The sequence below is a fragment of the Streptomyces sp. Go-475 genome (genome assembly GCF_003330845.1).
Classification (GTDB): Bacteria; Actinomycetota; Actinomycetes; order Streptomycetales; family Streptomycetaceae; genus Streptomyces.
Window position 1 is genome coordinate 3,512,712 of the sequence record NZ_CP026121.1, and the last position, 14,964, is coordinate 3,527,675.

General features: G+C 72.0%; 12 protein-coding genes and 1 tRNA gene. 8 read left to right on the forward strand and 5 right to left on the reverse strand.

Annotation, left to right across the window (positions count from 1 at the left end; genetic code table 11):
* Positions 1 to 182: 182 nt before the first annotated feature.
* Positions 183 to 617, forward strand: a complete 435-nt coding sequence (locus tag C1703_RS16005; RefSeq protein ID WP_114253441.1) for a DUF485 domain-containing protein — start codon at positions 183 to 185, stop codon at positions 615 to 617.
* On the forward strand, positions 614 to 2,227 hold the full coding sequence (locus tag C1703_RS16010; RefSeq protein WP_114253443.1) for a cation acetate symporter: 1,614 nt from the start codon (positions 614 to 616) through the stop codon (positions 2,225 to 2,227). Before C1703_RS16005 ends, C1703_RS16010 begins: the two co-directional genes overlap by 4 nt.
* Positions 2,228 to 2,360: 133 nt before the next feature.
* Here the strand turns inward: C1703_RS16010 and C1703_RS16015 are convergent, their stop codons facing one another.
* From C1703_RS16015 to C1703_RS16030, 4 genes are all read right to left on the reverse strand, one after another.
* Complete coding sequence (locus C1703_RS16015; protein ID WP_114253445.1) at positions 2,361 to 3,245, reverse strand: cellulose-binding protein; 885 nt, start codon at positions 3,243 to 3,245, stop codon at positions 2,361 to 2,363.
* A gap of 142 nt (positions 3,246 to 3,387) precedes the next feature.
* Positions 3,388 to 3,849, reverse strand: coding sequence for a carboxymuconolactone decarboxylase family protein (locus C1703_RS16020; protein WP_114253447.1), 462 nt, complete (start codon positions 3,847 to 3,849; stop codon positions 3,388 to 3,390).
* A gap of 265 nt (positions 3,850 to 4,114) precedes the next feature.
* Positions 4,115 to 7,159: an SUKH-4 family immunity protein gene (locus tag C1703_RS16025; RefSeq protein ID WP_114253449.1), complete on the reverse strand. Its 3,045-nt coding sequence runs from the start codon at positions 7,157 to 7,159 to the stop codon at positions 4,115 to 4,117.
* 8 nt (positions 7,160 to 7,167) lie between these two features.
* The gene (locus C1703_RS16030) at positions 7,168 to 8,172 is read right to left on the reverse strand and encodes an SMI1/KNR4 family protein (RefSeq protein WP_114253451.1); all 1,005 of its coding nucleotides are present in this window, start codon (positions 8,170 to 8,172) and stop codon (positions 7,168 to 7,170) included.
* A 397-nt stretch (positions 8,173 to 8,569) separates the two neighbouring features.
* On the opposite strand from C1703_RS16030, the gene C1703_RS16035 reads away from it, so the two are divergent.
* Positions 8,570 to 9,220: a YwqJ-related putative deaminase gene (locus tag C1703_RS16035; RefSeq protein WP_114253453.1), complete on the forward strand. Its 651-nt coding sequence runs from the start codon at positions 8,570 to 8,572 to the stop codon at positions 9,218 to 9,220.
* Between the two features lie 76 nt (positions 9,221 to 9,296).
* Entirely contained in the window at positions 9,297 to 9,791 is a 495-nt protein-coding gene (locus C1703_RS16040) for an SUKH-3 domain-containing protein (RefSeq protein WP_114253455.1), read from the forward strand.
* A gap of 25 nt (positions 9,792 to 9,816) precedes the next feature.
* Here the strand turns inward: C1703_RS16040 and C1703_RS16045 are convergent, their stop codons facing one another.
* The gene (locus tag C1703_RS16045; protein WP_114253457.1) at positions 9,817 to 11,118 is read right to left on the reverse strand and encodes a histidine kinase; all 1,302 of its coding nucleotides are present in this window, start codon (positions 11,116 to 11,118) and stop codon (positions 9,817 to 9,819) included.
* A 165-nt stretch (positions 11,119 to 11,283) separates the two neighbouring features.
* Here C1703_RS16045 and C1703_RS16050 point away from each other — a divergent pair, with 165 nt between their 5' ends.
* The 4 genes from C1703_RS16050 (at position 11,284) to C1703_RS16065 (ending at position 14,930) form a co-directional block, all read left to right on the forward strand.
* Complete coding sequence (locus C1703_RS16050) at positions 11,284 to 12,144, forward strand: hypothetical protein (protein WP_114257443.1); 861 nt, start codon at positions 11,284 to 11,286, stop codon at positions 12,142 to 12,144.
* Between the two features lie 14 nt (positions 12,145 to 12,158).
* Positions 12,159 to 12,234 (forward strand) — tRNA-Gln (locus C1703_RS16055).
* 131 nt (positions 12,235 to 12,365) lie between these two features.
* The gene (gene glmU / locus C1703_RS16060) at positions 12,366 to 13,814 is read left to right on the forward strand and encodes a bifunctional UDP-N-acetylglucosamine diphosphorylase/glucosamine-1-phosphate N-acetyltransferase GlmU (protein ID WP_114253459.1); all 1,449 of its coding nucleotides are present in this window, start codon (positions 12,366 to 12,368) and stop codon (positions 13,812 to 13,814) included.
* Between the two features lie 135 nt (positions 13,815 to 13,949).
* Positions 13,950 to 14,930, forward strand: a complete 981-nt coding sequence (locus tag C1703_RS16065; RefSeq protein ID WP_030242738.1) for a ribose-phosphate diphosphokinase — start codon at positions 13,950 to 13,952, stop codon at positions 14,928 to 14,930.
* Positions 14,931 to 14,964: the final 34 nt, after the last annotated feature.

A 14,964-nucleotide genomic window follows, 5' to 3' on the forward strand; every position in this document is an offset into this window, starting at 1 on the left:
TGTCCACAAGCCCGAGTTAACGCCGGTAACACCAGAGGTCGGAAAGGTAAGCGCATACCGACCGATCAGTTTGGCGAAACCCTCGCGCGGCACCGGTACTCCGAAGTAACGTGCGTGGCCGCTCACCCCCCAACCTCCCTGCGGTCCGCCGCACCGGATAAACCCTCGCAAGGAGCACCGGGATGTCCTACGACCCACCCCCGCCCCACCGGTACCCACCGCCCGATTCGTCGCCCTCCTACGACACCTACCCCTGGGTGCCGCGGCAGGATCCCGAGCCGGCCGGGAGGCCTCCCCGGCGCCACGCCTCCCTCGGGCACCACAGCGACCTGCGGGTGCTGCGCGGCGCCTACCGCTGGCAGCGGCGCGTGGCCACGCTCACGGCGCTCGGCTACTTCGTCCTGTTCCTGCTCCTGTCGGCGTTCGCCCCGTCGCTGATGACGAGCACCGTCACCGACGGCCTGCCCACCGGCCTGCTCCTCGCGCTCATCCAGGTTCCCGTGACCTGGGTGGCGATCGCCCTGTACGAGCAGACGGCCCGCCGCCGCGTCGACCCGATCGCGGACCGGATACGCAAGCAGGCCGCGCTGGACGCCAAGCGGGAGGGGGCGCGGTGACCACCGAGTTCAGCGGCAACGCCCAGGCGATGTCCCTGGTCGGCTTCTCCACGGTCGCCACGATCACGCTGCTGCTGTGCGTGATGACCGGCCCGGACCGGGACGACCTCGACGAGTTCTACACCGGCTACAACTCCCTGTCCCCCATGCGCAACGGCCTGGCGATCGCCGGCGACTACATCTCCGCCGCGACCGTCCTCGGCACCGGCGGCGTCATCGCCCTGTTCGGCTACGACGGCACCGTCCTGGCCCTGAGCACGGCCCTGTCGCTGATGCTGCTGATGTTCCTGCTGGCCGAACCGCTGCGCAACGCGGGCCGGTTCACCATGGGCGACGCGCTGGCCCGCCGGATGCCGGGACGCGCCGTGCGCATCGCGGCCTGTGCGGTGACCCTGGCGGCCCTGCTGCCGCTGATGCTGGTGCAGTTGGCGGGGACCGGGCAACTGATGGCGTTCATCCTCGGCTTCTCCGGCGAGTCGTTGCAGACGGGCTGCATCATCGGCGTCGGCGCGCTGATGATCAGTTACGCGGCGATCGGCGGCATGAAGGGCACCGCCCTCATCCAGATCCTGAAGATCGTGATGCTGCTCGGCTCCGGTCTGGTGGTCGCGGTGCTGATACTCCACCGCTTCGACTGGGACCCGGGGGCCCTGTTCGGCGCGGCCGCCGGGAACAGCGGTGTGGGCTCGGCGTTCCTCTCGTCGGGCCTGCAGTTCACGGGCGCCGCCAGCCCCGACCTGGACATGATCACGGCGCATCTGACGATCGTCCTCGGCGGCGCCTGCCTGCCGCACGTCACCATGCGCATGTACACCGCCTCCAGCGCCCGGCAGGTACGGCGCTCGATGTCCTGGGCCGTGTCGAGCGTGGCCCTGTTCGTGCTCGTCATCACGGTCGTCGGCTTCGGCGCGACCGCGCTGGTCGGGCGGGAGGTCATCGCCCAGGTCGACCCGCAGGGCAACACGGCCTACCTGCTGGGTTCCCAGGCGGCGTTCGGCGCGGACGTGTCGACGGCGGAGACGTTCCTGTTCACGACCGTCACCACCGCGGTCTTCCTGACGCTGCTCGCCTCCGTCGCCGGGATGATCCTGGCCTGCGCCAACTCCCTCGCGCACGACGTGTTCGCGGCCCGGGTGCGGGAGATGTCGCCGCGCCGCGAGATGGCACTGGCCCGGATCTCGGCCCTGGCGGTGGGCGTCCCGGCGATCCTCCTGGCCACGCTCGTCCAGCACCGCAGCCTGCAACCCCTGGTGACGCTGTCCTTCTGCCTGGGCGCCTCGGCCATCGCGCCCGCGCTGGTCTACAGCCTCTTCTGGCGCCGCTACACCCGAACGGGGCTGCTCAGCACGCTCATCGGCGGCTCACTGGCCGTCCTGCTGCTGATGCCGGGCACCAACCTGGTCTCCGGCTCGCCCGTCTCCGCCTTCCCCGAGGCCGACTTCAACTGGTTCCCGTTCACCACCACGGGCCTGCTCTCCATACCCCTGGGCTTCGCCTGCGGCTGGCTGGGCACGGTGGCCTCCGGCCGGCGCAAGTCGGAGGAACAGCGCCACCAGTACGAGGCGGTGGAGGCCTGGATCCTCGCGGGCGCGGTACGAAGGGACCGCTGACCCGGACGGCACGGGGGCGGAGCGGCGGCGGTACGGCGGCGGTACGGCCTGCGGTACCGCCGCAGGCCGTACGAGGTCAGGCGTGCCCCTACACGCTGGGGGCGGGCAGGCTGCCACAGTCACGCCCCGCCCGTCACTCCGCGGTCTGCCCCGCCCACGCCGTCAGGCTGGTGTGGACGCGGTCGATGTGGTCCCGTACGTCGTCCGCGCGTTCCGCGTGCTCGCGGAGCACCCGTTCCGTCTCCTCCTCGACGGCCGCCGCCCGCGCCCGGGCCCGGTCCACCAACTCCGCGGCACGCGCGTGTGTCTCCTCCTCCAGGCTCCGGGCGGAGTCCTCCGCGTCGGCGAAGGCCTGCTCGGCCTCGGACAACGCGGCCTCGGCGCGCGCCACGGCCTGCGCACGGTCCGCGTCCAGCGCCGCCGCACGGCCGGCCTCCTCCCGTTCCACCCCGGCCCACCGCTCCTCGCGTTCCTTGGCCTGCTCGGCGAGCATCCCGGACGTGCGCTGCCGCATCTCCCTCAGCGCGGCCAGTGCCTCACCCCGCTGCGCTTCGGCCTCGCTCCGGGCCGAGCCCCGGATCTCGTCGGCCTCGGCCCGCGCGGCGAGCAGCCGCTGCCGGGCGCGTTCATCGGCGTCGGCGCGCACGGCATCGGCGTACGCCTGCGCGGACTCGCGCACGCCCGCCGCGGATTCCCGCGCCCCGTCGATGAGTTCCCGCGCTTCCCGTCGCGCCCCCTCCCGTACGGCCGCGGCCTCGTCCCGACCGAGTTCGAAGAGCCTGTGTGCCCGCTCCCCGAGCGACTCGTAGGTCTGCGGGGCCAGTCGGGCCGCGGCCTCCCGCAGCCGCTCCAGTTCCTCGCCCATCTCCCGGGCGAGCACCGTCAGCCGGGCGGCCCGTTCCCAGGCCGCGTCACGTTCCGCGGAGAGGGCCTCGGCGTACGCGTCGACCTGCTCGGGACGGTAGCCGCGCCCCCGCACGGCCACGAAGCCGTGCGGCGACACCGATGCGCTGCTCATCCTGGACCCCTCTCCACCACACCGACGCGACACCGCGCAAGAAATGGGATGATTTCGCGCACATCTTGGTGGATCAGACGGAAGTGTTCATAACGCGACACTCCGCACGGGGCCACGGGCCCACGACCGGGCCGTACGGCTGTCAGCCCCAGGTGGTGCCGGCGGGCTCCTGGATGGTGGTGTTGATGCGGTTGAAGAGGTTGGTGACCGCGACGGTGAGGATCAGCGCGGAGAGTTCCTTCTCGTCGAAGTGGTCGGCCACCTCGTCCCACAGCGCGTCCGGGACCGACTCCCCCGACAGGTCGGAGAGCCGCGTCATCGCCTCCGTCAGCTTCAGCGCGGCGCGCTCGGCGTCCGAGAAGAACGGGGCGTGCCGCCAGGCGGCGACGGCCGCGATGCGCTCCTCGCCCGCCCCGGCCTTGCGGAGGTTCTCCACGTGCCCGTGCACACAGGCGCCGCAGCCGTTGATCTGACTGGCGCGCAGCCCCACGATCTCCGCCACGTCCTGCGCCAGGCCGCCCTCCCCGATCGCCTGGAACAGGGTTCCGATGCCCTTCATCGCGCCGGGAAGGACGAACGCCGGGTTCTTCATCCGTGCCTGCATGATCTCTGCCTCCTGTGTCGGCGGTGCGTCGCTGTCACTGCACTGACGGAGCGGCGGCGGGAGTTGTGACAGCCCGGCCGAAGATTTCTCGTACGGGCACGAAAAAGAGCCGGGCCCGGTCGTACGAGCGACCGGGCCCGGCTCCTCACGGCACGTCAGCCGCGACGCGTCACGGCGTCACGGCGTCACGGCGTCACGGCCTTACGACATCACGGCATCACGGCGCGACGGGGGCACGGGGACACGGCGTGACGGGGACACGGCGTCACAGCAACCCGTCCCACATCTGCTCCAGCAGCACCGACCACCAGCTCTCCGGCGACCCCAGCGCCGCCGGGTCGAGCGCGGCCAACTGGGCCTGGAAGTCGACGGTCCAGCGGCCCGCCTGCTCCTGGTTCAGCCCGAACCTGAGCCGCCACATCCGGCCCAGCAGCGCCAGGCAGCGCGCGAACTCCGGCAGCCCGGTGTTCACGAACTGCGGCGGTACGGGCGCCCCGCCCGGCCCCGCCTCCACCGGCACGGCGACGATGTTCGCGGTGCCGTACTGCACGCAGATCGCCTTGCCGAAGTCGCTGCCCATCACCAGGTAGGAACCCGCGTCCGGAGCCGGCTGCACACCGCGCTCGGCCGCCAGCTCCGCCAGCGTCGGAACGGGCCGCCCCGGCTGCGCCTGCGCCCAGAAGAACGGGCCCATGTCCAGCGGCAGACCGGCCGCGACCAGCGTGTGCGCCACCACCGGCGGCACACCCTGCCGGGACACGGCTGCCTGCTCGAACCGGAACACCCCCGGCCCGAACGCCGCCGCCAGCTCCTGCGCGATGCCCTCCGGCGGGATCGGCGGCGCCGCCTGCACCGGCGGCAGCGGGGCGCGCACCGGCGCCGGACGCGCCGGGCCGTCCGCCACCTGGTGCAACTCGCCCTGGTGGGCCAGCAGTTGCTGCATGCCCTGCTGCCGGCTCGCGTGGTCCGTACCGTACGGCGCGATGCTCGTGATCCGCGCCTGCGGCCACTGCTCCCGGATCATCCGCGCGCAGTACGCACCCGGCAGTTCGCACGACTCCAGCTCGGTGTGCAGCTCCAGCACCTGGTCCGGGGGCACGTTCATGGCCCGCAGCTCGTGGAAGATCTGCCACTCCGGGTGCGGCGTGCCCGGCGCCGAACGCCGGATCAGCTGCTGCTCGGAACCGTCCTGCGCGCGGTAGCGCAGCACGGCCTGGTAGCCGGGACCGACCGTCGGCTGCCCGGTGGGCTGCTGCGGATAGCCGTACGCCGGCGGCCGGCCGGGGCCGGGCTGGCCGTGCTGGCCATGCTGGCCGGGCTGCCCGGGCTGCCCGGGGGGCGGCATCGCACCGGGAGGCATCCCGCCCGGCACCGCGCCAGGCGGCATCGCACCGGGAGGCATCGGCGGCGCACCGGGCACACCAGGGGCGCCCGGAGCACCCGGAGCGGCGGGTGGTGCGCCCGGGGCCTGCGGCGGCGGAGGCACTCCGGGGCCGCCCGCCGGGGGCGCGGCCAGCATCGTCTCGGCGTGGTGCACGGGCCCGGGACCGCCGGGCGCACCCGGGGCGCCCGGAGGCTGCGGCGCGCCAGGACGACCGGGGGGACCAGGGGGCACGGGCGGGCCAGGCGGACCAGACGGGTTCGGGGCACCCGGCGGCTGTGGCGCACCAGAGGCGCCAGGCGCGCCAGGCGCACCCGGAGGCCCGGGGGGCTGCGGAGGCTGAGGCGCTCCCGGGCCCATCCGACCAGGGTCGGCCAGCATCGTGGCGGCATGGTGAACACCGCCCGGAGGCGTACCGGCCGGGTTCGGCGCACCAGGAGCACCAGGATGACCAGGAGGGCCAGGCGGCTGCGGCATTCCAGGCGCGGCAGGAGGCTGCGGCGCGCCCTGCCCCTGCGCGGCCCCGCCCTCCGAGGAGCCTTCGTGGCCGCCCGGGCCACCCGGACCACCCGGGCCCCCGGGCCCCTCAGGGCCAAGTGCCGACACGAGCTGCGTGGGCACGTAACCGCCCGCCGGAGAACCCGGCGCCCCGGGCCCCGACGGCGGAGGCGTCGCACCCGGCCGCGCGCCCGGCGCTCCAGGGGCACCCGGCGGAGGAGGCGTGGTCGCACCCGCGCTCCGGCCACGCCCCGGCGGCGGAGTCGCCTTGCTGGTGGCGGCGTCCGCGATGTCCCCGGCGTTCGGAGCGAGCGGCCGCCCGGCCGTACCCGACCCGGCCGACGGCTGCGCCCCACCGGCGGAACCAACAGGCCCGGCAGGACCCGCGGGAGAACCAGCAGCCCCGCCGACGCCCTGCGGATACCCGTACGGCTGGCCACCCGGCCCAGGCGGAGGCGTACTGCCCTGCGGCGCACCCGGCGGATAGCCGTACCCCGGGCCGGCAGGCCCGGCAGCGGGCGCAGGCGCGCTCGGCTGGTCCACCGCCGGCGTGACCGCAGTCGGCGGCAACTGACTGCCGCCCGACATCAGGGCCGTCTTGGCATCAGCCGTCGCCGACGGCGGCGTGTCGTCGCCGGCCTCACTCAGCGGCGGCGCAAACACCGTCGCGGGCAGCGGCACGGAACGGTCGTCACCGGCATCGGCGTTGGTGTCCGTACCGGCCCAGGGCGTCGCCCCGGCAGGCGCGGCAGGAGCGGCCGGCGCTCCCGAAGTCCCGGAAGCCCTCGGCTCGGCCCCCTCCTCGCTCCCCCCGGCAGCCGGCCACGACGCACCACTCCCCGGCGCGACGGCCGCCCCCGGCGCGGAAGCAGCCGCATCACCGGCCGAGACAGCGGCAGCCCCCGTCGAGCCAGCACCGGCACCGGAATCACCGGCCGCCGCCCCCGAAGCAGCATCCGAAACCGCCCCGGAAGCCCCACCTTCGGTCCCACCGGAAGCCACACCCACAGCCCCACCGGAGGTCGCCCCGGCCCCGGCCCCCCGCCGATCCGGAATCCCCAGCTTGTCCGCCGCGTCCTGCAACCACTCCGGCGGAGTCAGCAGGAACGACGTCTGGTTCAGATCCACCCGCGCGGCAGGCGCCGCCGGTGCCGGCTCCTCCGCCGCGTCCGGACGGCCGTACTCCTCCTCGTACCGGCGGATCACCTCACCCACCGGCAGCCCGGGCCACAGCGTCGCCTCGCCGCTGTCCCGCGCGATCACCAGCCGCTGCGCGCCCCCGTCCGAACGCGGCCCGTCCGCCCGGTCCTCGGCCCACACCACGAACCCGAGGTCGAACTCCCGCACCCGCACCTCACGATGCTGGTACGACGGCACGTCCCCGTTGATCCACTCTTCCGCGCGCTCCTGCGCCTGCGCGAAGGTCACCATCGCTGAAGTCACTCCCCCACGGCCGAGGACGACACCGCACCCACCGGCACCACACGCGCGAACCCGCCGTCCACCATCAAGTTCGCCACCGTCTCCAACTCCGGCGGATCGCCGGCCAGTCGCGACAGGAAGACGTCGAAGTCCTCCCCGCACGGCAGCAGCAACCGCTCCACCCGCTCCGCCGGCGGCAACGAGGGATCCACGTCCCGCGCGTCGTCGTACGAGCAGAACCACACCGAACCGATCCGCTCGCCCTTCACCTTCACGGCCAGCAGCCCGCCCTGGACGAACGCGACACCCAGGTAGTCCTTGGTCAGATGGTCGCGCAGGCACTTGTTGACGTACACGAGGTCATTGACCGCGGCCTCGTCGCGCACCGTGAAGAACGGCTGGTCCACCAGCAGCCCCAACTCCGCGTCCAGCGCGGCACCCACCGGCGCGCAACCGCCCGCCGCCTTCAGGAACGACCGGTACGCCCCCGGCAGCCGGTAGCCGAGGTCCTCCTCGACGCCCTGCACCTGCGACTCCGTCACCGCCACACCCGACTTCGGCAGCCCGAAGTGCGCCGGACGCGTCTCCTGCAGCGGCCGCGTGCCCCGCTTGGTCTGGTCGACACCTGACGTCGCCACGCCGCCGTGGTGCCGCAGCAGCGCCTTCACCTCGACGGGAACCAGCTCCAGCCGCCGCGTGCCCACCACGTGGTGCCACGTCCAGCCGTGCGGCGTCGCCACCGCCGGCACCGTGTCCCACAGTTCGTGCCCGGACGCCGACAGCGCCGTGTTCGCCGACACGTAGTCCGTCAGCCGCAACTCGTCGACGCCGAAACCCTCCGGGGGCTCCGCGATCTCCGCGGCCGCGCGCGCGTAGGGCGAGAAGTCGGGGTAACCACGCTCGTCGACCCGTACCCCTCTCGGGTGACGGGCCGCCCGGACCGGGTCCGGGAAATGCACGACCTGCCCGGCGTAGGCCGCGTTCGGCGGCGCGGCTTGCTGCCCGAGCCGACCTGTCGTCATGGCGGTTGCCCCCTGCGGCACTCTGTACGACCCGTATTCACCGCCTTTGGCGCACTACGGCCCGTATCGACTGTCACGTCTTCTTTCTCGACTTCACTGCACCTCGGCGCACATCACTGCACCTCACTGCACGCGCCGGCCGCACGGATCACCCTCCGGTTCACTGCATCGATCTCCGAACGGATCACCGCATCGCCCGCGGTGCCGACAGCCTATGCGGTACGACGACACCGGTCACCGGCACCGGCAGCCGCCCCCTCCGCTTCCGTGACCAGCCGTCACCCCACCGTGACAGCACGCCCCGGTACGGGCGTGTCGCCCCGCCCCAGCTTCCGCACCAGCCACGGCATTTGGCAGTCTGTGACCTCCCGGGGGATGCACGGAGGGGAAGACGATCATGAACGCGACACAGACGGGACCACACACCGGCAGGTCCGCCGACCCACGAAACGGCAACCCGCGAACCGGCGACCCACGAACCGGCGACCCGCGCGGCGGCACCCCGCAAGCCGGCACCCCGCGAACCGGCACCCCGCAAGCCGCCGACCCCCGAGCGGCCGACCCCCGAGCCGGCGACCCCCGCATCGGCTGGAGCGCCACCGAAGCCGCCCACACCCCCGTCCTCCACCACCGCCGCGACGGCATCCTCCCCACCGTCGCCGCCGCCCTCTCCGTCCGCGGCGCCACCCTCACCGGCACCGCCGCCCGCGGCGACACACCCCCCGCCCTGCACCCCCTCGTCCAGGACTTCCTCGACACCCTCACCAGCGCCCAACGCGACCGCTTCACCGGCCGCTGCGCCGAGACCATCCTCATCTCCCGCCACATCGCCGCCGCCGACGCCGCCCGCAGCAAACGCGCCGCCCGCAAACCCATGACCAACGGCGAGGCACGCAAAGCCCTCAAGCAGGCCAAACTCACCGCCCGCCGCATCCGCGAGGACGGCGACCCCCTCCACGGCAGCTTCGCCGCCCCCTGCCGCGCCTGCACCGCGCTCAGCGCCCACTTCGGGGTCCGCATAGTCGACCCGGCGTCCGAGAACCGCTGACGCCACCCCACCCCCAGAGCACAGACACCCCGGCGCGCACCGCGCCACCCCATGACCTCGACGAGACGAAGGGCAGATGCACACCGACCGCACCTCCACCACCCGCTTCGCCGTACCCGTCGACGCCGCCCTGCGCGCCGCCGGCTGGCAACCCGGACGCTGGGACATCAAACAGGCCGAGATCTGGGCCGACGCCCTGCGCGACCACATCTCCCCCGCGGGCCACCGCCACACCGTCTTCCCCGCGGCCGTCGAAGCCTGGGCCGAATTCGGCGGACTCCACATCACCCCCACCGGCCCCGGCCGCCAGGTCGCCCCCGCCACCCTCCACCTCGACCCGCTGCACGGCCTCCACATGGCCCGCACCCTCGGCGACCTCGGCCGCGCCCTCGGCACCGAGGTCTGCCCCCTGGGCGCCGAAACCGACAGCCAGGCCCTCCTCGCCATCGACACCGCCGGCCGCGTCTACACCCTCGACCACACCGGCGACTGGTACCTCGGCGCCGACATCGACCAGGCCCTGACCACCCTCATCGCCGGCACCGAACCCCTACGCCTGACAGCGGGCTGACCCCAAGGCCGGTGCGCCCAGCGCGCTACGACGCCGGAATCACCGCAGACACCCGGAAACCCCCCGCGTCCGTCGGCCCGGACACGAACACCCCGCCCAGCGCCGACACCCGCTCCTTCATCCCCACCAGCCCGTTCCCCCCGGACGGCAACCGCGCGGACGACGCCGCCTCCTCGGGCGGCTCGTTCTCCACCTGCATCGCGATCTCCGACACCCGATGCGCCAGCCGCACGTACGTCTTCGCCCCCGCCGCGTGCTTGTGGACGTTCGTCAACGCCTCCTGCACCACGCGATACGCCGTCTGCTCCACCTCCGGCGCATACGACCGGGCCTCCCCCTCCACCGACAGATCGACCACCATCCCCGCGGCGGCCGACTGCCCGACCAGCTCCTCGATCTCCGCCAGACACGGCCCCTCGTCGTCCACGGCCCGCGACGCCGCAGCCGCCGCGGCCACCCCCACCGCCGCCAGCGGCGGCACCGACGCGGCACGCTCCCGCCGCTCGTCCCCACCACTGCGCAACACCCCGAGCATCTCCCGCAACTCGGTCAGCGCCTGCCGCCCCATGTCCCCCACCAGCGCGGCGTTCTTCACGGCCTTCTCGGGATCCTTGCGTGCCACGGCCTGCAGAGCCGCCGCGTGCACGACCATCAGACTCACCCGGTGCGCCACGACGTCGTGCATCTCCCGGGCGATCCGCGTCCGCTCCTCGTTCCGGGCCCACTCGGCCCGCTCCTCCGCCCGCTCGGCCAGCAGCTGAAGCTCCCGCTCCAGACTGTCCGCCCGCTCCCGCAGGCTCTCCATCAGCCGCCGCCGCGCCCCCACGTACAGACCGAGCAGCACCGGGGGCGCCGTGAACCCCAGCGACATCGTGACGGCCGCGAACGGCACGAACCAGTCGCCCAGCTCCAGGTCCCCCCGGACCATGTCCTGCCGGGTCTTCACGAACGTCACGATCAGCGTCCCCACCAGCGACATCCCGGCCAGCGAGGCGATGATGCGGCGCGGCAGCTCGGCCGCGGCCAGCGTGTACAGGCCGACGACGCCCAGCACGAAGCCCATCTGCGCGGGCGTGATCGCGATGGAGACCAGCACGACGGCGATCGGCCACCGCCGCCGCACGAGCAGCACGGCCCCCGCCAGCAGCCCGAACACCACCCCCGCCGCCACCGGGATCCCCGCGTCCCTGGCGAACGGAAACCCTTCCAGCCCGCACTCCAGCGCGGACACCACGGCCAGGCTCACATCGAACACGGCACTACGCCGCCTGGCCCACCACCACGGCCCTCCCCGGGCCGTCACATGGTCTTCCCCCGTCGCGGTCATGCCTCCAGCCTACGGGCGCCCACCGCCGGTTTTCCGGTGAGTTTCCCGGACTGGCCTACACCACACTCCGTGACCGTTCGGCTGCAATACAACCCGATATCCCTCGAACTGCTGAACCGCACACCGTTCGGCCGGAGGCCGTCATTCCGCCCGGACGGTATGCGTATGACACATGCCACGGGCAAATACGCCGACTTCGCGGGACTACGGGAACGGGCGGTGGAGCTGCGACGCGCGGGCTACAGCCTCCGCCAGATCCGCGACGAGCTGAAGATCTACAACAACGACATCCTCCACCGGCTGGTGAAAGGGGAGCCGCCGCCGACGTGGACAAAGCGCCCGAACGCGAAGGACGACCTACGACAGAAGGCGAGGGAGCTCCGGCTCCAGGGCTGGACTTACGACCAGATCGAGGCGGAGCTGGGGTGCTCTAGGAGCTCGGTGTCGCTGTGGGTGAGGGACCTACCGAAGCCGGAGCCCCGGTACACGCCGGAGGAACAGCGGGCACTCATGCAAGCGGGTCTCGCCCGCCTCCGCGCCACACAGAACGAAGAGCGCAAGCGCGCCAAGGAAAGCGCAACACAAGAGGTGGGCGACCTCACGGAGAGGGAACTGTTCCTGACGGGCGTCGCGCTCTACTGGGCCGAGGGCGCCAAGAGCAAGCCATACGATCGGCGCGAGAGGGCCGTCTTCGTCAACAGTGACCCCGGAGTGATCCGGGTCTACCTCGCCTGGCTCGACCTGCTCGGGGTGAGCCGGGAACGCCTGCGCTTCCGGGTACTCATCCACGAATCGGCGGACGTGGACGCGGCTCACCGCTACTGGGCAGACCTGGCGGACGCCGACGCGTCGGTCTTCGCCCGACCGACACTGAAGAAGCACAACCCCAAAACCGTCCGCAAGAACACCGGCGACGACTACCACGGCTGCCTCGTCGTGACGGTTGCCCGAAGTGCCGAGCTGTACAACCGCATCGAGGGCTGGTGGAGCGGCATCGTCGCCCACGCTCAAGCACGTCTCCGGTAAGGTCTGAAGCGCTGTCCCCCGTGGTGTAACTGGCAGCACACTAGATTTTGGATCTAGCAGGACAAGGTTCGAATCCTTGCGGGGGAGCCAGCGGCGCCAAAAGCCGGAGTTCGGGTCCTGACTGATGACAGGTCGGTCAGGCCCCACACCCTCACCCCCCACAAAACCCCCCGGTATCCTGCGGATGTCACCCCACCCCATCCACAGCCGAAGGGCATCCCGTGAGCGCCAACCGCCCGGCAGCCGTCGTCGTTCTCGCAGCGGGTGAGGGCACCCGTATGAAGTCGGCCACACCCAAGGTCCTGCACGAGCTCTGCGGCCGCAGTCTCGTGGGCCATGTGCTCGCCGCCGCGGGCGAGCTGGACCCCGAGCACCTGGTCGTCGTGGTCGGCCACGCGCGGGAGAAGGTCACCGCGCACCTGGGCGAGATCGCCCCGGACGTCCGTACCGCCGTGCAGGCCGAGCAGAACGGCACCGGGCACGCCGTACGGATGGGCCTGGAGGAGCTGGGCGGGTCCGTCGACGGGACCGTCGTGGTCGTCTGCGGCGACACCCCCCTGCTCACCGGCGCCACGCTCCAGGCCCTCGCCGCCACCCACTCCGCCGACGGCAACGCGGTCACCGTGCTGACCGCCGAGGTGCCGGACGCGACGGGGTACGGGCGGATCGTGCGGGACGACGCCACCGGTGCCGTCACCGCCATCGTCGAGCACAAGGACGCCACCGACGCCCAGCGGTCGATCCGGGAGATCAACTCGGGTGTGTTCGCGTTCGACGGCCAGCTGCTCGCGGACGCGCTGAAGCAGGTGCGGACGGACAACAGCCAGGGCGAGGAGTACCTGACGGACGTGCTAGGGATCCTGCGGGAGGCCGGGCACCGGGTGGGGGCCTCGGTGGCCGGGGACCATCGCGAGATCGCCGGGATCAACAACCGGGTGCAGTTGTCGGAGGCGCGCCGGATCCTGAACGACCGGCTGCTGACGGAGGCGATGCTCGCCGGTGTGACCGTGATCGATCCGGCGACCACGTGGGTCGACGTGACCGTGACGTTCGAGCAGGACGCGGTCGTCCACCCGGGCACGCAGCTGCACGGCGCGACGCACCTGGGCGAGGGCGCGGAGGTCGGTCCGAACTCGCGGCTGAAGGACACCCGGGTCGGTGCCGGTGCGCGTGTGGACAACACGGTGGCCGATGGTGCCGAGGTGGGTGCGGGGGCGACGGTCGGGCCGTACGCGTATCTGCGTCCGGGGACCCGTCTGGGTGCGAAGGGCAAGATCGGTACGTACGTGGAGACGAAGAACGCCTCCATCGGTGAGGGGACGAAGGTGCCTCACCTGTCCTACGTAGGGGACGCGACGATCGGTGAGCACACGAACATCGGTGCCGCGAGCGTGTTCGTGAACTACGACGGGCAGGAGAAGCACCACACGACCATCGGGTCCCATTGCCGTACGGGCTCGGACAACATGTTTGTGGCGCCTGTCACGGTCGGGGACGGTGCGTACACCGCCGCCGGGTCCGTGATCACGAAGGACGTGCCGCCCGGTTCGCTGGCCGTGGCCCGTGGTCAGCAGCGGAATATCGAGGGTTGGGTGGCTCGGAAGCGTCCGGGGAGCGCGGCCGCGAAGGCGGCGGAGGCGGCGTCCCGGGAGCCGTCCGACGAGGGCTGACCGGAAACCGGTGCCTCAAACACGGCGTACGGTGATAAGTGCACACCCGCACCCCCACCAGCTGAGACGGCCTCCGGCAAGCCGGCTGCGAGGTCTCTCGACACCCAGCTGCGACACCTCTGAGGAGACAGTGCTGTGACCGGGATCAAGACGACCGGCGAGAAGAAGTTGATGTTCTTCTCCGGCCGCGCCCACCCCGAGCTTGCGGAGGAGGTCGCCCAACAGCTGGGTGTCGGGGTTGTCCCGACGAAGGCCTTCGACTTCGCCAACGGTGAGATCTATGTGCGTTATCAGGAGTCGGCGCGTGGTGCCGACTGCTTCCTGATCCAGAGCCACACGGCTCCGATCAACAAGTGGATCATGGAGCAGTTGATCATGATCGACGCGCTGAAGCGCGCGTCGGCCCGGTCCATCACGGTCATCGTGCCCTTCTACGGTTACGCGCGGCAGGACAAGAAGCACCGTGGACGTGAACCGATTTCGGCGCGTCTGATCGCGGACATGATGAAGACGGCGGGTGCGGACCGGATCCTGACCGTGGATCTGCACACGGACCAGATCCAGGGCTTCTTCGACGGTCCCGTGGATCACCTGTTCGCGCTGCCGCTGCTGGCGGACTACGTGGGCCGGAAGGTGGACCGGGAGAAGCTGACGGTCGTGTCGCCGGACGCGGGCCGGGTGCGGGTCGCGGACCGCTGGTGCGACCGGCTGGGCGCGCCGCTGGCGATCGTGCACAAGCGGCGGGACAAGGACGTCGCGAACCAGGTCACCGTCCACGAGGTCGTGGGTGAGGTGAAGGGTCGCGTGTGTGTCCTGGTGGACGACATGATCGACACGGGTGGGACGATCTGTGCCGCGGCGGACGCGCTGTTCGCGCACGGTGCGGAGGACGTGATCGTGACGGCGACGCACGGCGTGCTGTCGGGTCCGGCGGCGGACCGGTTGAAGAACTCGCGGGTGAGTGAGTTCGTGTTCACGAACACGCTGCCGACGCCGTCGGAGCTGAGCCGGGATCTGGACAAGATCTCGGTGCTGTCGATCGCGCCGACGATCGCGAGTGCGGTACGTGAGGTGTTCGAGGACGGTTCGGTGACGAGCCTGTTCGACGAGCAGTAGGGCGCGTTGTAGAGATCGTTTTGGGTGCGGCCTC